Annotated in this window: 15 protein-coding genes; 9 read left to right on the top strand and 6 right to left on the bottom strand. The window is 60.7% G+C overall.

Annotation, left to right across the window (positions count from 1 at the left end; all coding sequences use genetic code 11):
* Positions 1 to 268: 268 nt before the first annotated feature.
* Positions 269 to 1,066, bottom strand: a complete 798-nt coding sequence (locus QZ540_RS06045; RefSeq protein WP_294628456.1) for an LppP/LprE family lipoprotein — start codon at positions 1,064 to 1,066, stop codon at positions 269 to 271.
* A gap of 275 nt (positions 1,067 to 1,341) precedes the next feature.
* Here QZ540_RS06045 and tpx point away from each other — a divergent pair, with 275 nt between their 5' ends.
* The gene (tpx, locus tag QZ540_RS06040) at positions 1,342 to 1,842 is read left to right on the top strand and encodes a thiol peroxidase (protein WP_294628454.1); all 501 of its coding nucleotides are present in this window, start codon (positions 1,342 to 1,344) and stop codon (positions 1,840 to 1,842) included.
* Between the two features lie 214 nt (positions 1,843 to 2,056).
* Here the strand turns inward: tpx and QZ540_RS06035 are convergent, their stop codons facing one another.
* The 3 genes from QZ540_RS06035 to QZ540_RS06025 form a co-directional block, all read right to left on the bottom strand.
* Complete coding sequence (locus QZ540_RS06035; RefSeq protein ID WP_294628452.1) at positions 2,057 to 2,965, bottom strand: AzlC family ABC transporter permease; 909 nt, start codon at positions 2,963 to 2,965, stop codon at positions 2,057 to 2,059.
* 10 nt (positions 2,966 to 2,975) lie between these two features.
* Positions 2,976 to 3,311, bottom strand: coding sequence for a branched-chain amino acid transporter permease (locus QZ540_RS06030; protein ID WP_294628450.1), 336 nt, complete (start codon positions 3,309 to 3,311; stop codon positions 2,976 to 2,978).
* A gap of 453 nt (positions 3,312 to 3,764) precedes the next feature.
* Positions 3,765 to 4,577 (bottom strand): AzlC family ABC transporter permease, encoded by an 813-nt coding sequence (locus tag QZ540_RS06025; protein ID WP_294628448.1) that lies wholly within the window; start codon positions 4,575 to 4,577, stop codon positions 3,765 to 3,767.
* Positions 4,578 to 4,801: 224 nt separating this feature from the next.
* Here QZ540_RS06025 and QZ540_RS06020 point away from each other — a divergent pair, with 224 nt between their 5' ends.
* The gene (locus QZ540_RS06020) at positions 4,802 to 5,299 is read left to right on the top strand and encodes an OsmC family protein (protein WP_294628446.1); all 498 of its coding nucleotides are present in this window, start codon (positions 4,802 to 4,804) and stop codon (positions 5,297 to 5,299) included.
* A gap of 332 nt (positions 5,300 to 5,631) precedes the next feature.
* Positions 5,632 to 7,125: an amino acid permease gene (locus QZ540_RS06015; protein WP_294628444.1), complete on the top strand. Its 1,494-nt coding sequence runs from the start codon at positions 5,632 to 5,634 to the stop codon at positions 7,123 to 7,125.
* Between the two features lie 139 nt (positions 7,126 to 7,264).
* On the opposite strand, the gene QZ540_RS06010 is transcribed toward QZ540_RS06015, so the two are convergent.
* Positions 7,265 to 8,929 (bottom strand): hypothetical protein, encoded by a 1,665-nt coding sequence (locus QZ540_RS06010; protein ID WP_294628442.1) that lies wholly within the window; start codon positions 8,927 to 8,929, stop codon positions 7,265 to 7,267.
* A gap of 254 nt (positions 8,930 to 9,183) precedes the next feature.
* Here QZ540_RS06010 and QZ540_RS06005 point away from each other — a divergent pair, with 254 nt between their 5' ends.
* From QZ540_RS06005 to QZ540_RS05995, 3 genes are all read left to right on the top strand, one after another.
* Positions 9,184 to 9,705, top strand: coding sequence for an NUDIX domain-containing protein (locus tag QZ540_RS06005; protein ID WP_294628440.1), 522 nt, complete (start codon positions 9,184 to 9,186; stop codon positions 9,703 to 9,705).
* Between the two features lie 148 nt (positions 9,706 to 9,853).
* The gene (locus tag QZ540_RS06000; RefSeq protein ID WP_294628438.1) at positions 9,854 to 10,471 is read left to right on the top strand and encodes a TIGR00730 family Rossman fold protein; all 618 of its coding nucleotides are present in this window, start codon (positions 9,854 to 9,856) and stop codon (positions 10,469 to 10,471) included.
* A 44-nt stretch (positions 10,472 to 10,515) separates the two neighbouring features.
* A complete protein-coding gene (locus QZ540_RS05995; RefSeq protein ID WP_294628436.1) occupies positions 10,516 to 11,238 on the top strand; it encodes a pyroglutamyl-peptidase I in 723 nt (240 codons plus the stop codon).
* A 136-nt stretch (positions 11,239 to 11,374) separates the two neighbouring features.
* Here the strand turns inward: QZ540_RS05995 and pgi are convergent, their stop codons facing one another.
* Complete coding sequence (gene pgi / locus QZ540_RS05990) at positions 11,375 to 13,051, bottom strand: glucose-6-phosphate isomerase (RefSeq protein WP_294628434.1); 1,677 nt, start codon at positions 13,049 to 13,051, stop codon at positions 11,375 to 11,377.
* Positions 13,052 to 13,180: 129 nt separating this feature from the next.
* Between pgi and QZ540_RS05985 the strand changes: the two genes are divergently transcribed.
* From QZ540_RS05985 to QZ540_RS05975, 3 genes are all read left to right on the top strand, one after another.
* Positions 13,181 to 14,134, top strand: coding sequence for an NAD(+) diphosphatase (locus QZ540_RS05985; RefSeq protein ID WP_294628432.1), 954 nt, complete (start codon positions 13,181 to 13,183; stop codon positions 14,132 to 14,134).
* A gap of 200 nt (positions 14,135 to 14,334) precedes the next feature.
* A complete protein-coding gene (gene typA / locus QZ540_RS05980) occupies positions 14,335 to 16,248 on the top strand; it encodes a translational GTPase TypA (RefSeq protein ID WP_049347061.1) in 1,914 nt (637 codons plus the stop codon).
* A 319-nt stretch (positions 16,249 to 16,567) separates the two neighbouring features.
* Positions 16,568 to 17,917, top strand: coding sequence for a PIG-L family deacetylase (locus QZ540_RS05975; protein WP_294628429.1), 1,350 nt, complete (start codon positions 16,568 to 16,570; stop codon positions 17,915 to 17,917).
* Positions 17,918 to 18,268 lie beyond the last annotated feature (351 nt).

The raw sequence follows: 18,268 nt of genomic DNA, 5'->3' as shown, positions 1-18,268 counted from the left end.
AAAACACCGGGTGCCTACCGGAACAATCAAAGGAGTTATACCGTGAAGAAGATTCTGTGCATCGCTATCCTGGCAGGCGCCGCATACTTCGGTTACAAGAAGTTCGTTGCCTAAATAGCTAGCCTTCGGGCATTCTACATATCCTTAAGCAACGAAAACCCGCCGTCTCGCATATGGTGACATATGTGAGACGGCGGGTTTCTCGTACGCCCAACTCCTAGGCCTCAAACACGCGGGCTTCAAACACGCGGTTTATGAGGCAGAGAGACTATTCGCTCGGCGGAACCTCACCGGTCATCACAACCTTGTTCTGCGAAGAGCTCCAGGTGAACTCAGCGGTCGCGCGACCGCTTGCATTGTGCACCTTCTCATCTTCCTTCATGTAACGGTAGGTCACACGAATCGAGCTGTCTGAGGTGCGGGTGATCACCGGGGAGAACGAGTACGGCTCATAGGTTGCGGTACCAATGAACTTGCCGCGGTGGAACAGCAGAATGTGGTGCACCATCGCCGCGGTGCAGCACGAAGACGGGGAAGAACCTGGAACCGCGTCAATCCACGACAGCTCAGCACAGGGATCGTAACCTTCGTAGCTTGCCGAAACGTTCGTCCACTGATCCCAATTTTTCTTATTCTTCAAATCGCGCAGAGCCTTAGACACCACGGTCGATGCAGAATCAGAGGCGCAGGTGGAGTCCTTCTTCGACTCAGACTTAGCTTCAGACTTGGAATCCGACTCAGAGGTCTTCGACTCGGAGGTGGTCGGCTCAGCATGAACCGTAATTGTCACCACCGACGGCACCGGAGCAGGCGACGAAGCACTCGGGGTAGCGCTTGCGGATGCGCTCGGGGTAGCGCTAGGGCTCGCCGACGGGGTCGGGAACAGCGCCTGAGTGGAGGTCGCGCTCGCGGATGCAGAAGCGCTGCTAGAAGAAGACACTACGGTACCCGAAACAGCAGAATCAGTGCTTGCCGAGCAGGAAGTGACAACAAGAGCTAGAGCGGCGCCCAATGCGGGTAGAGCCAAAGAGATGCGGTCGGTAAAGCGGCGGCGAGTAGAAGACATGAATACTCCTGAAATGCGCGGCAGCGCGCATTGGTACTGGTCAAGAAGCGAATAGTGAACTCGTCCAGTATAGGGAAAAAGAGGCGGGCACGCGGTGCGCACGGTCAGTGCCGTTCGTTACCGTAGAGTCACAGGCCGGGATTATCGCTAGACAGCGGCTACAGCAGAGCCAGGGGAGGCGAATCGGCATAGCAGAAAATCAGCTATGCGGAAACTCCACCCGCTAACGCCTGTGTCTCCTTGCACACCCGCCGCATCCGGGGGACAATGAAGGCATGGCTGAAGTAACTCTACAGAATGAACTCGTAATCCACACCAACGGCGACCTGCCCGCAGTCGGCGCAAAGCTGCCCGAATTCTCGGTCCTCGCCGCTGACCTCTCCGAAATCTCCTCCGTAGATTTCGCAGGTAAGAACCTGGTGCTGAACATCTTCCCCTCCGTCGACACCGGCGTTTGCGCAACCAGCGTCCGCACTTTCAACAAGGACGCAGCAAACCTGGACAACACCGTCGTGCTGTGCGTTTCCAACGACCTGCCCTTCGCAATCGGCCGCTTCTGCGCAGCCGAGGGCATCGAAAACGTTCAGACCTCCTCCGCTTTCCGCTCCTCCTTCGGTGAGGACTTCGGCGTGAAGCTCGTGGACGGCCCCTTGGCTGGTCTGCTGGCACGCTCCGTGGTTGTCGTGAACCCCGAGGGCGAGGTTGTCTACACCGAGCTGGTTCCCGAAACCACCAACGAGCCCAACTACGAAGCAGCACTGGCAGCTATCAAGTAAGCTTGATACGGGAGCCTGGCGCAATGCCTGCTCCTGAACAGTACTTCCGCTGGGGCTAACCCGGCGGTATACAGCACAGCAGATACTGAACGTCTACAGCGCATGGGTTCACCCACACATGCGGCTGGCGACAGCATAACGCCCCGCCCACCCGAATAACCGGGTGGGCGGGGCGCTTTACTATGTTCGGGGTTAGTGCGTGGAGGCGCTGGGACTACCGAGCGTCGGAGGCTTCGGCGGGCTCCTCATCGGCAACCAGCATATGCTCCGGCAGGGTGCCGCGGCGCTTAGCCACCACAAAACGCGACACCAACAGTAGAATGTACACCACCATCGAAATCAGCAGCATCGACTGCGGCGCCAACACCAAACCAACCACTGCAGACACACCTGCAATAGCCGCAGTCGTGCGGTCCTGAGAACTGCGATACGCATCAATAGCGAGCACCGCAAAAAGCGCAGTCATCACAAAATCCACGCCCTTGAGCTCACTCAAGAAACTCGCACCCAGCACGTAGCCGAGCGTTGCGCTCGCCAGAACGCTCAGGTGCAGACCCGCGTGAATCCACAGGATGCGGGAAGCACGCAGCTTATGGCGGTCCGGTCCGGTATTCAGCGCGTACGCCTCATCAATGAGCGTGTACACGGTGTAGAACTTCGCCAAACCACCGCGCACACGCTCAATCGGGTACGACAGGCCGTACATGAGGTGGCGCGAATTAATGAGCAGAGTCATCACCGCAATAGAGAACAGCGACGCATGCGTAGAAATCATGTCAATCAGCACAAACTCCACCGAACCGGCAAAAACCAGCATCGGCAGCAGGGGAGCCACCCAGAACGGCAGACCGTAACTGTGCACCAGCACGCCCAGACCAATGCCGACAAAGAACAGGCCCAGCATAATTACGCCGGCAACGCGCATCGCCTCCGCAAAACCGCTCTCACACGGTTGCTGAGAGCCTGGCGTATCGGGGGAGGCGGGCGCCTCCACCACGGGAATGACGCCGGTCAGCGGAAGTGCGGACGCGATGACCTGATCCACCTGCTCGGGAGAAGCCAGATGCGGCGCGGGCTGAGAAGAAACCTCGGGGGAAGAAACAGACTTCTTAGAAATACTCATCGGATGCCCCCTAGAAAACCCAGTTAGCCAGCACAACGCAGGTGACGGTACCCGCCACCATGCTCAGCACCATATTCTTACGCCACAGGTGCACACCCACAGTCACCACCAGGCCCGCCAGATACGGTGCCGCCGTAGCGAACGAGGAGTAATCAATCTTCGCCACCGCATAGATGGCAAGCAGCGCGACCGCGCCGAGCGGAATCCAATGGCTGAGTGCATCGAGCAGTTCGGAGCCAGCGAGCGCCTTCTTCAAACCGAAAGGCAGCAGACGCAGCGTAAAAGTAATACCTGCAGCAACGAACACCGCAGCGAGAATATATCCGGTGGTCACTTCACCGTTCATGAGGTTTCTCTTTCTGCACCACATAAAAACCTCGGAGGCGGTGCGGGGCAAGCCGCGAAAGCATCCGCGAAAAAGGGTAGGGGAGAGCCCATCCGAAGAGGGGTACTAAGTGGTGCGGTAGGTACGTGAGTTGATGAAAGCCGCGAAACATGGAGGCGGAGGGTCGTTCCTCCTGCGTGAGACTAGTGCTTGGCGCGGGTAGTTGTGCGCGTAACTAGTTCTTACGTGTGGCCTCGGGTGATGCCGCTCCCGGTGCGGTGTTACTCCGGGGCGGCACAGCGTTCTGCGTCGCTAGTTTCCTTAGCGGTGTCTTTCATCTGAGTCATGGGTACCTCAACCTCTGGGTGCATCCGCGCAGGTTCGCGCGGGAAGCATCGTGTAAAACCTAGAAAGAGGGGAGAGCGAAGCTCTACTCATCTATCCTAACCGGTTTTGAATACGTATGTAACGTTCTTATCGCTGTGTGGAAGCGGGCGCATCAGCGGAAGCGGCAGTGCCTGGGGTCTCCGCCGTGCTTTCAGCCCTAGCCTCTCCCTCATGCACAGTACGATGCGGTAGCGTACCGCGGCGCTTCGCCACCGGGAAACGCGCCAACAGTAGCACCACATACGAACCCAACGCCACCACCAGGAACGAGGACGGCGCAAAAATCAGCGCCACCGCAGCCGAAACCGCAACAAATAGCGCCGTCACGCGATCCGGGTTGGCGCGGTAACCGTCCATCGCAAGAACCGTGAAGATTGCCACCATCACGAAGTCCACACCCTTCAGATCGCTCAAGAAGCTCGCACCCAGCACATACCCGAGGATTACGCTCAAAATCCAGGAGATGTAAATCAGCACGTTCACCCATAGGATGCGCGCACCCGAACGCTCATTGCGGTCAGGACCGGAGTTGAGAGCGAACGCCTCATCGCAGAGAGTATGAATAGCCAGAGCCTTAGCCCAAAAACCCTTTACGCTGTGCAACGGATAGGAGAGGCCGTACACCAGGTGGCGCGCATTCACGAGGAACACCGTCAGGGCAATCGATGCTAGGGGTGTGCCAGCGCTGACCATGCCCACCATGAGGAACTCCACCGAACCAGCAAACACCAGGGCAGATAGCAACGGAGCAGTCCAGATGGGCAGACCGTGCGCGTTGAGGATAATACCCAAACCCAAACCCAGCACAGCGATACCGAGCATCACCACGGAAGAATCCGCAATAGCCAAGCGGAAATCATTCTGCGCGCTCGCATGCTTAGCGTTCGGGGTCTGTGCCATCAGTGGGTTCCTTGTATGCGTTACGTTCTGTGAAAAGCCTGTCTGCCTGTGCGCGGGTAACGATAACGCCCGCCGCGGCTTTCCAGTGTATAGCAGAGCCCAGTTGAACGCCGAGAAAAGGAGTCCGGGAATAAAATATGAGAAACACGCTTATAGTGAGTGACACTAAACAACGCGGCGCTGAATAACCTAGCGACCGCACAGGCAACCCGAAAGGAATCTCAATGGCTGAGCAGAACAACGCCGAGCAGAACAACGCCGAGCAGAAGAAGGTGTACGAGCGCCAGCAGGAACGCCGCGAACTCGAAAACTACCGCCAGACCAAGATCGAGCGCATCGACCGCCTGCGTTACCGCGCCTACGGTGCGAACGGCGCAACCCTCGATTTCGGTGTGGGCGAGGGCCTGCTGACCCCCGTCGAGCTGCTGCTCGCCGCAATTGCCGGATGCTCCTCCGTGGACGTGGACGCGGGCACCTCCCGCCGTTCCACCCCCGAAGTGTTCGAGGTGCTCGCCTCGGCGTTGCGACTCAACGAGGACGGCGCGGTTCGCCTCGACGACGTTGAGGTGGACTTCGATGTGCGCTTCCCCGAGGACGAGCAGGGCGCCAAGGCACAGAAGATGGTGGACCGTCTGATTCAGCTCAGCGAGCAGAAGGATTGCACCGTCTCCCGTACCGTGGAGCACCCCACGAAGGTTTCCTTCCACAACCTGGCGAACTAAATACGCTGGGTGGGCTAAAAACCCTGCGAACTCTGAATAGGCCGGGCGAACTAGCCTGATATTGAACCCTCCCGTACCGCTTGTGATGAAGCGGGTACGGGAGGGTTTTTCTGTGTTTTTGTGGTTTTGGGTGGAAATGAGCCTGAAAAGCCGGTAGGATTGACCCTCAGATTAGAAAAACTTACGGTACGTAAGAATTTCTAAAGATTGAAGAATTTCTTGACCCAGGCACAAACCTTCGGCGGCACCACCCGCAGCAGGACTAGACTGGACACCACAGACTAGACCGCTCACAAACGCACGAAGCAATAGCCTCAGAAAGAAGACCTGACATGGCACAGCCTACAGAGACTTCCGGCGCTGCATCGGAAGCCACCCCCGCAGAGGGTGAACTGAAGCGAGGCCTCTCCGCCCGCCACATGCAGATGATCGCAATCGGCGGCGCAATCGGCACCGGCCTCTTCGTCGCATCCGGTAAGACCATCTCCACCGCAGGCCCCGGCGGCGCAATCCTCGCCTACGCCCTCATCGGCGTCATGGTGCTGTTCCTCATGCAGTCCCTCGGCGAGATGGCTGCGCACCTGCCCGTCCCCGGCGCATTCCAGACCTACGCGGCACGCTACGTGTCCCCGTCCTTCGGCTTCGCCATGGGCTGGAACTACTGGTTCAACTGGGCGATTACCGTCGCCGCCGAGCTCGTCGCCGTCGGTGAGGTCATGAGGTACTGGTTCCCGGACGTCCCATCCTGGGTGTGGGCGGCAGGATTCCTCGTGCTGCTGACCGGCATCAACGCCCTCTCGGCACGCTCCTATGGTGAAAGCGAATTCTGGCTCGCCACCATCAAGGTCGTGACCGTGGTCGTCTTCCTCATTGCAGGTATCGCCATGATTTTCGGCATCCTGGGCGGTAGCTCCCCGGGCTTCTCCAACTGGACCGTCGGCGACGCCCCCTTCGTGGGCGGCGCACCCGCTGTGCTCGCCATCTTCATGGTGGCTGGCTTCTCCTTCCAGGGCACCGAAATGATCGGTGTGGCTGCGGGCGAGTCCGAGAACCCCCGCCGCGACGTGCCCCGCGCACTGACCAGCGTGTTCTGGCGCATCATGCTCTTCTACATTGGTGCGATGGTCGTTATCGGCTTCCTGATTCCCTACTCCGACCCGAACCTGCTCACCGCAGCGGACGGCAACATCAACATCTCCCCGTTCACCCTCATCTTCGAGCGTGCGGGCATCGCCTTCGCGGCAGCCATCATGAACGCCGTGATCCTCTCCGCAGTGCTCTCTGCAGGTAACTCGGGCCTGTACGTTTCGGCACGTATGCTCTTCGCGCTCGCCCAGGAGGGCAAGGCACCGAAGATGTTCACCCACATCAACTCCGGCGGCGTGCCCATGAACGCACTACTGGCAACCGCAGCTATCGGCGCAGTCGGCTTCATCGCCGCGCTGCTCTCGCCGGATGGCGCGTACCTGTGGCTGGTGAACGTGTCCGGCCTGGCTGGCTTCATCACCTGGGTGGGTATCGCCGTGGCTCACTACCGTTTCCGCCGCGCATACCTGAAGCAGGGCAACAGCCTGAAGGACCTGCCCTACGTGGCACCGTTCTTCCCCGCAGGCCCGATTATCGCCTTCCTCATGTGCCTGGTCGTCATTGGCGGCCAGAACTACGAGGCGTTCCTGAGCGGCGACTGGGCTGGCGTGCTCAGCTCCTACATTGGTCTGCCCGTGATTATCGCGGTCTGGCTGGTGCACCGCGTGGTCACCCGTGACCGCATCATTCCGCTGGATCAGATTGACGTGAGCGGCATTGAGGTTAAGGCTTCGAAGTAACGCGAACGATTGCGCCAGCTGATTGAATTAGCTGATACGTGAAGAGCCGCCGGTTCCCCTGACTGAGGGGGAGCCGGCGGCTCTTTGCTATCCGCAGTTTATTCCGCACGGGTGGGCTAGACTGTGCGCCCTGTAGCTCTTAGGAGCGGCGGCGCGAGCGCAGAACACTCAAGCCAAGACCAGCACAGATTGCAGCAACACCAATGCCAACAATCACACCAACGCTGGATGCACCGGTGTTCGCCAGGGTAGCCTTCTTGGGGCTGTCCTTTGCCGGGGTGTTCTTTGCCAGCGTGTCCTGAGCCGAGCGGGCGGCGGTCACCGAAGCCTCCTGAGCGGGCTTGCTCTGAGCGGGCTTGCTCTTGGGATGCGCCACGGTTGCGTCCTCCAGCTTGTCCGCGTTGGGAGTCTTATCGGCAACCGGTGCCTGATCTGCCGCGGGAACCTTGTCAGCAGGTGCCTTATCTGCAGGCATCGGAGCTTCAGGCAGTGCCGGGACGGTCGGCGCATCGGTGGGGTTCACGCCCACGGTTGCTTCCGGCAGAGCGGGAACCGTCGGGGCATCAGTGGGATTCACGCCTACGGTTGCCTCAGGCAGGGGCGCCACGGTCGGCGCGTCGGTGGGGTTCACACCCACGGTTGCTTCGGGTAACGGTGCCACGGTGGGTGCGTCAGTGGGGTTCACTCCAACGGTTGCTTCCGGCAGGGGCGCTACGGTCGGTGCGTCGGTCGGGTTTACGCCAATGGTTGCTTCGGGCAGGGGTGCCACGGTGGGCGCATCGGTCGGGTTCACTCCGACGGTTGCCTCGGGCAGGGGAGCCACAGTCGGTGCGTCGGTCGGGTTCACACCTACGGTTGCCTCCGGCAGGGGTGCCACCGTCGGTGCGTCAGTGGGGTTAACACCTACGGTTGCTTCGGGCAGGGGAGCTACCGTCGGGGCATAGGTCGGAACCGCCGAAACCACGGGCTCCTGCGCGAAAAGCTCAAGAGGCTTCTGAGCATCAAACGAACCGTACTCGGCACCCTCAACGCCGGCAGCCATGGTGCCCGCAATGTACTTGTGGGAGGTATTCAGCGTCGCCGCAACATCCGCCGGAACCTTCACCTCCGTCTCAAAGACACCGTTGTGAATCTGCGAAGCAGGTACCGTCACCTGAGCCACGAAACGCATACCCTGCTGGGGAAAACGACCGGGAACCCACACGTTCGTATCAGACACGACCACACGCACACCGTGCGGGGTCGCCTCACCCGTGTAGCCGGTACCGCGCACCTTCAACACGGTCTCACCCTTGGTGTTCAGACGCGGGGAATCCACGTGCAGAACCGGTGCGGCGCTATCCTTCACAACGTTCATGCGCAGAACCTGCCCGCCCCCGTAACCATCAACGATGATATTAGCGACGAAGCTGTAGTTCTTCGCCGGGTCAATCAGGCTACCGGGAACGTAATGGGTCGCAGTCGCCGTGCCGTCCTTGAACGGGCCGTCAACGCGCACCGTCTGAATCGGGTTCAGGAACGGGAAACCCCTATGGTTTGCCTCATGCAAAGCCGGGGCGAAAGCGGTAGTTTTCGCGGGCAGTTTCGATGCCTTGAACGTAATCTTGTTCAGACGCAGGGCGGTCTTCAACTCACGGGTGTTGGTCTCAACCTTGTAGTTGTAGACCGTAATAACCGGCGGGTTATCCGGATTCGGGGTATTCGCTGCCGCAACAGAAGGCAGAGCGCCCAGGCTCAAGGAGGCGGCAAGAAGAACAGAAGCGCCGGCGCTACCGTAGCGGCGGGCACGAGAAGAGTTAGCCATCACGAAGTTCCTTCTATATGAGTGATTGAGCGATTCGCACTCTTCCTGTATCGCGCCAAGTCGAGTGCGTATACGGTACCGCGACATCGCGGTTAATTACACCGTAACACGCACCTAAACGCATGAACCGGACATAAGATAACTCGCCGAAATATTACGTAAAACCACTGCCCGCAGGGCGCACAATAGGGCGGATGAATAAGACAAACACGTACAGCGCCGGGTGGAGGATACGGAAATGCTAGGGTAGAAAGATGCCCACGCAGAAGAACCCGCAGAACCGAGTAGAAGCAGCCCACACTGCCCAGCCCATTGCTGAACACAGCGCCATCGACAGCGCCCACCGCGTCGTGAACGTGTGCGCTGTAGCAATCCGCAACCGGGACGGGCTCGTACTCACCGTGCGCAAGCGCGGTAGCGACGGGTTCATGATGCCCGGCGGCAAACCCGAACCGGGGGAGACCCCGCTACAGACAGCCTGCCGCGAAGTGAGCGAAGAAATCGGGCTCACCCCCGACCCCGACCGGATGCACCACCTCGGACTGCTGGAAGCGGCGGCACTGAACGAGGCAGGCTTTACGGTGCGCGCCGAAACCTTCGAATACGCCCCCACCAACGAGCAACACGAACAGCTGGCTACGCTGGTGCCGCAGGCTGAAATTGCTGAGCTACGCTGGGTCAACCCCGCCATGAGCAGCCCCTCCGATTCTGCTGCGCAGGCACCGCTGAATACCGAGCAGATATTCCCGTTGCTAGCACGCACCCCGCTACCCTAACCACCGCACCCAACACGTGCCCCTAAACCGGCAGGCGGCACACATGAGGTACACAGGTACATCCGGTACCCTCAACACAGAACACCGCGAGGAGAAGCCGCCACGCAGCGACGCGTACGGTACCCTCGCCCACCCCTCAAGGAGAACCATGAAGAAGACTGACTACAACCTTGCCGTCTACTGCGGTGCACGCTCCGGCAACGACCCGCTCTTCACCGAGCGCGCCCGCGAGCTCGGCACCCTCTGCGCCCAGAACAACATCGGCGTGGTTTATGGTGGCGGTCGCACCGGCCTCATGGGCACCGTCGCGGGCGCAACCCTGGACGCCGGCGGCGTCGTCTACGGCGTGGTCACCCACAAGCTGGTCGGACTGGAGGGCGTGTACCCCGGTCAGACCACCCTCGACATTGTGGACACCATGCACCAGCGCAAAATCGCCATGATTGAGAAGGCTGATGCGTTCGTCGCAATGCCCGGTGGCCCCGGCACCCTCGAAGAGTTCTTCGAGGTGTTCAGCTGGCAGTTCCTCGACATTCACTCCAAGCCGGTCGCCCTGCTGAACGTCAACGGCTACTGGGACAAGCTCATCGATGCGATGCACTACATGGCGTCCACCGGTCTGCTCAACGAACGCTACCTGGACGAGCTCATTATCGCGACCACCCCCGAAGAGCTTCTGGAGGCGCTCGCCAAGGACCTGGAGCGCCGCGCCGCAGTAAAGAACGCCGCAGCAAAGAACGCTGCTGAGAAAAACACTGCTGAATAAAACAAGCACTGCTGAATAAACCACTGCAGAAAACGAGATTGACTATGGCAACCACCCCGAACCAGGCACGCACCCTGCTGCTGACCTTCTTCGGCCCGTTCCCCGGCGTGCCCGTGAACCCCACCGTAGCGCTCGCCGAGGGCGCTCAGCGTCTGCTGAGCCAGATGCGTCCGGACCTGAACGTCATCACCCGCGAGCTGCCCGTCAGCTACGACGGTTCCAGCACCGCCCTGCGTGCCGCCCTGCAGGAGGTGCAGCCCGACGCGCTCATCAGCCTGGGCGTGGCGGTTGGCCGCGACGTGGTCAGCCTCGAACAGGTCGCTATCAACCTGGACTCCGCCGGTATTGAAGATAACGACGGCGACCAGCGCTGCGATGAGCCGATTGCGCCGGGCGGTCAGGAGGCGTACTTCTCCTCCCTGCCGGTGCGCGCCAGCTTTGAGCGTCTGCGTGCGGCGGGGGAGCCGGTCGAGATTTCGTACACCGCCGGAACCTACGTGTGCAACCACGTGTTCTATGAGAGCCAGCGCATCAGCCGCGAGCTGGGGTTGAGCATCCCCGCAGGGTTCGTGCACGTGCCCGCAACCCGCGCTGACGGTGAAGAGACTGCCGCCGGTGAAAAAGCAACCGAAGGCACCGGCATGACCGCCCACCGTGACGCCGGTGGCGTGGTCCGCGACGAGCAGGGCATCCCGCAACTGCCCGAATCCACCGTGGTGCGCATTATCGCGGAGATCGCCTCGGATACCCTGCCCACCGTGGGCTAGCAGCACTGAGCCAGCCAGAACCCATATAGCAAAACCGCCGGATAACCTCCCAAACGGGAGCCTATCCGGCGGTTTGTGCATCTGCGCTGACCCTACACAGCCGGGCTACAAAACCGGCATATGCAGGCTCGAGCTACTACTTGGTGCGGTTCTTCAGATAGTAGTCAATCAGCGAAGCGGTCGAAGAATCCTGACGAGCCAGAACCTCGCGGTCACCCTCAATAGCGGGAACCAGGTCCAGCGCCAGCTTCTTGCCGAGCTCAACGCCCCACTGGTCGAAGGAGTCAATGCCCCAAACAACACCCTGAACGAAAGTGATGTGCTCGTACAGGGCAATCAGGGAGCCCAGAACGCGCGGGGTCAGGCGCGGCGCCATGATGGAGGTGGAGGGGCGGTTACCGCTGAAGATCCGTGCGTTGACCACGTGCTCTGCGGTGCCCTCTGCACGAACCTCTTCCTCGGTCTTGCCGAAGGCGAGAGCCTGAGACTGTGCGAAGAAGTTAGCCAGGAACAGCTCGTGAACGTCCTGCTCGCCGTCCTTGGTCGGGTGGACCGGGTTAGCGAATGCCAGGAAGTCCGCGGGAATCAGGCGGGTGCCCTGGTGGATCAGCTGGTAGAAAGCGTGCTGGCCGTTGGTGCCGGGCTCGCCCCAGAACACTTCACCGGTTGCGTAGTTGACGAAGGAGCCGTCCGCGCGAACGGACTTGCCGTTGGACTCCATGGTCAGCTGCTGCAGGTATGCGGGGAAGCGGTGCAGGTACTGGTCGTAGGGCAGAACCGCGTGGGTCTCAGCACCGAGGAAGTTCACGTTCCAGATGTTCAGCAGACCCATCAGAACGGGTACGTTCTGAGCCAGGGGAGCGGTGCGGAAGTGCTCATCCATCGCGTGGAAGCCGGCGAGGAATTCAGCGAAAACCTTCGGACCGAAAACGATAGCCAGGGAGGTACCGATCGCGGAGTCTACAGAGTAGCGGCCGCCAACCCAATCCCAGAAGCCGAAAGCGTTCTCGGGGTCAATGCCGAATGCTGCAACCTTATCCAGTGCGGTGGAGACAGCCACGAAGTGCTTAGCCACAGCCTCGGACGCTTCCTTACCTTCCAGAGCGCCAGCCTCAGCCAGTGCGGACAACAGCCACTCGCGTGCCACGCGTGCGTTGGTCAGGGTCTCGAGGGTGCCGAAGGTCTTGGACGCGACGATGAACAGGGTGGTCTCGGGGTCCAGGCCGGAGACCTTCTCTGCCACGTCGGTCGGGTCAATGTTGGAGATGAAGCGTGCGGTGATGCCTGCGTCTGCGTAGGGCTTGAGAGCCTCGTACACCATGACCGGGCCCAGGTCGGAGCCACCGATACCGATGTTCACGACGGTCTCGATGCGCTTGCCGGTGATGCCGGTCCACTCGCCGTTGCGCACGCGCTCAGCGAAAGCGTAAATCTTCTTCAGAACCGCGTGGACGTCTGCGTCTACGTCCTGGCCGTCAACGGTCAGTGCGGGGGTGTAGCCCTCGGGGCGGCGCAGGGCGGTGTGCAGCACGGCGCGGTCCTCGGTGACGTTAATGTGCTCGCCGGAGAACATTGCCTCGCGAGCCTGCTCCAGCTTGACCTCTTCAGCGAGCTTGAGCAGCAGCTCAACGGTCTCGGAGGTAATCAGGTTCTTGGAGAGGTCGACGTGCAGTTCGTCGGCGGTGAAGCTGAGCTTCTGCGCGCGTTCCGGGTCAGCGGCAAACCATTCGCGCAGGTTCGGAGTGAGGGACTTGTGATGAGCGGACAGAGCAGACCACGCGGAGGTGGTCGTAGGGTCAATAGAAGTAGTCATGGTTCCATTCTCTTATTTTCGGGTGCCTCTGTCATCTCTTTCGAGGGTGATATGGGACGATACGGCGAAAAAATCGAAACCTGGCACCCTATTGTGGGCCTTACAGTATCAAGATGTAGAGTAAAATCCATGACTTCTTCACCTGAACACACGCCCGAGACTGTTTCTGACACCGCGCCGCGCTACCTGCTCATCTCCCGCGCGGGAGAGACCCTCCTCAACGACGACGGAACCCTGCACTACCTGACCGGTAGCAATGCTGCCGAGCCGCTGGCCGAGGACGCTATCCTGGCGCGCAGCGTGATTCGCCCCGCCGCCTATGGCGCAGATGCGGAGAAGAACAGTGAGGCAGAGAAGAACGGGGCGCAGGTGCACGTGCTCTATTGCGAGGACAAAACCCTCGCGCAAGTCGCCGCCGACCTGAACAACTCTCGGGTGCGCGCCTCCGCCAGTGGTTTCCGCTACTACCCGGTCCACGACGACCCGGAAGGCCGCGCCCACTACGCCACCGCCCTGGCACGCCGCGACTACCTCATCGACATGCGCTACTCCGCATACAGCGGTGAGGAGGCGCCCCTCGGCTCGAAGGGCATCCGCCGCACCGCCTCCGGCGAGATGGTGTTCCCCCGCATTGAACCCGCCGTGATGGCGCTGGTGACCAGCCGCGACGGCGAGCGCGTGCTGCTGGCGAATAACCGCCAGTGGCACCCCAACCGTTTTGCCCTCATCGCCGGATTCGTTGATCCGGGTGAAAACCTCGAAGAGGCGATTACCCGCGAAGTCTACGAAGAGACCGGCCTGCACACCCTCAGCACCGAGTACCGTATGAGTGATGTGTGGCCTTTCCCGCGCTCGCTCATGATTTGCTACCGGGCGCGCGTGGATGAGAACGAACCTATCATCCACCACGACGGTGAGATTCGTGCGGCGCGCTGGTTCACCGCCGCGGAGCTGCGTGAGGCGATTGCCATTTCGGAGGAGCGCGGCAACAGCGCCGAGGATGACCCCGCCAAGCTGGAGCTGCCCGGCACGAATGCTGTCGCCCGCCGCATGCTTGATGAGTGGCTCGCAGAAAAGCCCTAGTGATACACTGGTAGCTAAGCCCAACGGAGGGGGGTCCGTTTTGGCGTGCCCGGAAACGCTCTCATTGCAGAGCGGCTCCAGGAGCAAACGTTCGAACCGGCAAATACCTGAAAAATAAGGTACGGCCCCGTGACCCCCGCGCCTCTAGAGCGCACCCGCTGGCAAGACTATCCCCTAGATTTAAGCGAGAAACTTAACGCATGTCTGAAAACACCGCTTCGCGCCCCGACCTTCGCAATGTGGCCATCGTGGCACACGTTGACCACGGCAAGACCACCATCGTCGACGCGATGCTGCAGCAGACCCACGCCTTCTCTGCCCACGCAGATGTTGAAGACCGAGTCATGGACTCCGGCGACCTCGAAAAGGAAAAGGGCATCACCATTCTGGCGAAGAACACCACCGTGTTCTACAACGGCCCTTCCGCCAACGGTGAGACCATCACCATTAACGTTATTGACACCCCCGGCCACGCCGACTTCGGTGGCGAGGTGGAGCGCGGCCTGTCCATGGTTGACGGCGTTGTGCTGCTCGTGGACGCATCCGAAGGCCCGCTGCCCCAGACCCGCTTCGTGCTGCGTAAGGCACTGGCTGCTAAGCTGCCCGTGATCCTCGTGGTCAACAAGGTGGACCGCCCCGACTCCCGCATCGACGAGGTCGTTGGCGAGTCCATGGACCTGCTGCTGGGCCTGGCATCCGACCTGGCGGACGAGGTCCCGGACCTGGACCTGGATGCTGTGCTGAACGTTCCGGTGGTGTACGCATCCGGTAAGGCTGGCGCTGCGTCCCTGAACCAGCCCGCAGACGGCCAGCTGCCCGACAACGACGACCTTGAGCCGCTGTTCAAGACCATCATCGAGCACGTGCCCGCTCCCACCTACGACCCCAACGAGGTTCTGCAGGCACACGTGACCAACCTGGACTCCTCCCCGTTCCTGGGTCGTCTGGCACTGGTCCGTATCTTCAACGGCACCCTGAAGAAGGGCCAGACCGTTGCGTGGGCACGCCACGACGGTGAGATCAAGAATGTCCGTATCTCCGAGCTGCTGGCTACCAAGGCTCTCGAGCGCGTTCCCGCAGAGTCCGCTGGCCCCGGCGAAATCGTCGCAGTGGCTGGTATCGAGGACATCACCATTGGTGAAACCCTGACCGACGCTGAGAACCCCAAGCCCCTGCCGCTGATCAAGGTGGACGACCCCGCGATCTCCATGACCATCGGTATTAACACCTCCCCGCTGGCTGGCCGCGTCAAGGGCGCAAAGGTCACCGCACGTCAGGTGAAGGACCGCCTGGACCGCGAGCTCATCGGTAACGTGTCCATCAAGGTTCTGCCCACCCAGCGTCCGGACGCATGGGAAGTTCAGGGCCGTGGCGAGCTCGCCCTGGCTATCCTCGTGGAGCAGATGCGCCGTGAGGGCTTCGAGCTGACCGTGGGTAAGCCCCAGGTGGTTACCAAGACCATCGACGGCAAGGTCTACGAGCCCATGGAGCACATGATCATTGACGTGCCCGAGGAGTACCTGGGTGCTGTTACCCAGCTGATGGCTGCACGTAAGGGCCGCATGGAGAACATGGCGAACCACGGTACCGGTTGGGTCCGCATGGAGTTCGCTGTTCCCGCACGTGGTCTGATTGGTTTCCGTACCCAGTTCCTGACTGAGACCCGCGGTGCCGGTATTTCTTCCTCCTACTCGATTGAGCACGAGCCCTGGGCTGGCGACATTGAGTACCGCACCAACGGTTCGCTGATTGCTGACCGTGCCGGCGTGGTGACCCCCTACGCGATGATTAACCTGCAGGAGCGCGGCACCTTCTTCGTGGAGCCCACCTCCGAGGTGTACGAGGGCATGATCGTTGGTATGAACTCCCGTGCAGACGACATGGAAGTTAACATCACCAAGGAAAAGAAGCTGACCAACATGCGTTCTTCGACCGCGGACAACTTCGAAAACCTGACCCCGCCGAAGAAGCTGACCCTGGAAGAGTGCCTCGAGTTCGCTCGTGAAGACGAGTGCGTTGAGGTGACCCCCGAGGCGATTCGTATCCGTAAGGTCATCCTGGATTCCAACGAGCGTGTCCGCGAGTTCCGCCGCCGCGCACGTGCGAACGACTAATACTGCTGAGGCTATAGCTCCTGCCTGATGGGCATTGCGCTGTAGCTACGGTGAAAAAGCCGCCGCTACCTTCTGTATGGAAGGTGGCGGCGGTTCTATTTAACCCTCGAACGTCTTCGGGAAATATCGGTGGGGTAGGGGAGGGAGTGTGCTTTTGCTTTCTGCCTAAAACCGCCTCCGAAAAGCCTGAACGCCCCGCACCGTGCGGGTGAGTGTGTAAGATAAAATAATGCGCCCGAGGCGGTGGCACCTACCCGCCACCCCGCACTGCGCTGTTGACTGTCCGAAAGCCCGACCCTGCGTATGAGAGGGAAAGCCTGTGTCTGAAACCGAGAACACTCAGCCTGATTCTGCGACCCCCAGCTACCCCACGCAGGGTGAGCGCATCGCCCCCGGTTCCCGCCGCGACCTGTTGCCGAATAACTACGATGCGAAGAATGCGCGCATCCTGTTCGTGCACGCGCACCCGGACGATGAGACCTCTTCGACCGGCGCGACCATGGCGTACTACGCGCAGAAGGGCGCGGAGGTGTACCTGCTGACCGCTACCCGCGGTGAGCTGGGCGAGGTCATTCCCGAGGAGCTGCACCACCTGGAGGTTGGTAAGCCTGGTTGCCGTGATAATGGTGAGGCACTGGGCGAGTACCGTACCGGTGAGCTTGCCGGCGCTATCAAGGCGCTGGGTGTGAAGAAGCAGTTCTTCCTAGGCCAGGAGCCCGCCGTCGCTGAGGGCGCGCTACCCCTGTACCGTGATTCCGGTATGGCGTGGGGTCCGGAGGGTAAGCCCGTCGCTAACCCGGTGGCGGCGGCTGATTCGTTGACCGCGCAGCCTCTGGAACCGCAGGCTCAGGCGCTGGTTGCCGCTATCCGCGCCCTCAATCCGGATGTTCTGGTCACCTACGATTCGGATGGCGGCTACGGCCACCCCGACCACGTGCGCGTGTACGAAATCGTGCACCGCGCCCTGCAGATTCTTGACGACGACGAGGACCGCCCGATTCTCACCTGGGGTATTGAGGGCGAGTTCGATACGGCTGATCAGCGCGTTCAGGCGGCTATCTATGGTGACGGCACCGCCAAGCGTAAGGCGATGGAGGCGCACCGCACCCAGATTACGGTCGTAGACGAGAAGACCTTCGAGTACTCGAACAAGGTGCCGCAGAAGATTTCTGCTGTGGAGACTTTCCGTGTGCTCGACGGTGACCCGACCGCGACCGTGCACCCGAAGCCTCAGGAGGCTGGCCTGGTTGCGGGCGTTCTGACCGGCTCGATTCTGGGTATTTTCGCCGGTATCGCCGGGTCGATTTACCACGCCTGGGTCGTGTACGCGGGGGACACCGCCCTGCCGATCGGCCTGCTGGTGGCGTACCTGACGGTTTTCTTTACCGCCCTGTGGTGTGCCCTGTCGCTGCGCCGCGGCTATGCGGCGGCTGTTGTGGCTGTTGCGGCGTTCGTGACCGTGTACGTTCTGGCGTATGGTCGCCCCGATTCGCCGTTCGTGCTGGTGAACCCGAGCCACTCGGCGATTGGCTTCTACGGTGCCCTGTGGTGGTTTGGCGCCCCGGTTGCGGCAATGCTGGGCATGCTCGTGTACACTCGCGCTCGCGTGAAGGACGCGCAGTATTTCTCGCCGCGTGCGGCGCATCAGCGTGCGCGCGCTAAGAAGTAGCTCGCTGACCTATTAGCAAAGCAGCAATGTGGGGGAGGGGCGTTCCGGTCTGCCGGGGCGCCCCTCCTTCTTTGGTAGCGGTTTCTTCTGCCTCGTTGTTCGGTCTGCGGGCGATGAGTTGCGAGTGTGGGCGTGAAAGCAGGAAAATAGCGAAGAAAATTTATGCGTTATTCGGTGAATTTCATGCGTGGGAAAAAGCGTGGACTTCATCAAAAAATTCATGTGACGAAGATTTCATTTTTGGCTTAATCTATTTTTAAAAGCCTACCGACTAGCCGTAACGCAAAAAAATACCAGGTCAGCCTAGCCTAAAAAATACCCCCGCAAACCCAAATGGCGACTGTCTGATAC

The sequence above is a fragment of the uncultured Rothia sp. genome (genome assembly GCF_916049665.1).
Classification (GTDB): domain Bacteria; phylum Actinomycetota; class Actinomycetes; order Actinomycetales; family Micrococcaceae; genus Rothia.
The sequence above is the reverse complement of the archived record's forward strand: the minus strand, read 5'-3'. Positions and strand labels throughout refer to the sequence as shown.

What these genes read in the sequence shown, in the direction of transcription:
- QZ540_RS06045 (WP_294628456.1), bottom strand. Translation starts at nt 1,066, where the DNA reads ATGTCTTCTACTCGCCGCCGCTTTACCGACCGCATCTCTTTGGCTCTA.
- tpx (WP_294628454.1), top strand. Translation starts at nt 1,342, where the DNA reads ATGGCTGAAGTAACTCTACAGAATGAACTCGTAATCCACACCAACGGC.
- QZ540_RS06035 (WP_294628452.1), bottom strand. Translation starts at nt 2,965, where the DNA reads ATGAGTATTTCTAAGAAGTCTGTTTCTTCCCCCGAGGTTTCTTCTCAG.
- QZ540_RS06030 (WP_294628450.1), bottom strand. Translation starts at nt 3,311, where the DNA reads ATGAACGGTGAAGTGACCACCGGATATATTCTCGCTGCGGTGTTCGTT.
- QZ540_RS06025 (WP_294628448.1), bottom strand. Translation starts at nt 4,577, where the DNA reads ATGGCACAGACCCCGAACGCTAAGCATGCGAGCGCGCAGAATGATTTC.
- QZ540_RS06020 (WP_294628446.1), top strand. Translation starts at nt 4,802, where the DNA reads ATGGCTGAGCAGAACAACGCCGAGCAGAACAACGCCGAGCAGAAGAAG.
- QZ540_RS06015 (WP_294628444.1), top strand. Translation starts at nt 5,632, where the DNA reads ATGGCACAGCCTACAGAGACTTCCGGCGCTGCATCGGAAGCCACCCCC.
- QZ540_RS06010 (WP_294628442.1), bottom strand. Translation starts at nt 8,929, where the DNA reads ATGGCTAACTCTTCTCGTGCCCGCCGCTACGGTAGCGCCGGCGCTTCT.
- QZ540_RS06005 (WP_294628440.1), top strand. Translation starts at nt 9,184, where the DNA reads ATGCCCACGCAGAAGAACCCGCAGAACCGAGTAGAAGCAGCCCACACT.
- QZ540_RS06000 (WP_294628438.1), top strand. Translation starts at nt 9,854, where the DNA reads ATGAAGAAGACTGACTACAACCTTGCCGTCTACTGCGGTGCACGCTCC.
- QZ540_RS05995 (WP_294628436.1), top strand. Translation starts at nt 10,516, where the DNA reads ATGGCAACCACCCCGAACCAGGCACGCACCCTGCTGCTGACCTTCTTC.
- pgi (WP_294628434.1), bottom strand. Translation starts at nt 13,051, where the DNA reads ATGACTACTTCTATTGACCCTACGACCACCTCCGCGTGGTCTGCTCTG.
- QZ540_RS05985 (WP_294628432.1), top strand. Translation starts at nt 13,181, where the DNA reads ATGACTTCTTCACCTGAACACACGCCCGAGACTGTTTCTGACACCGCG.
- typA (WP_049347061.1), top strand. Translation starts at nt 14,335, where the DNA reads ATGTCTGAAAACACCGCTTCGCGCCCCGACCTTCGCAATGTGGCCATC.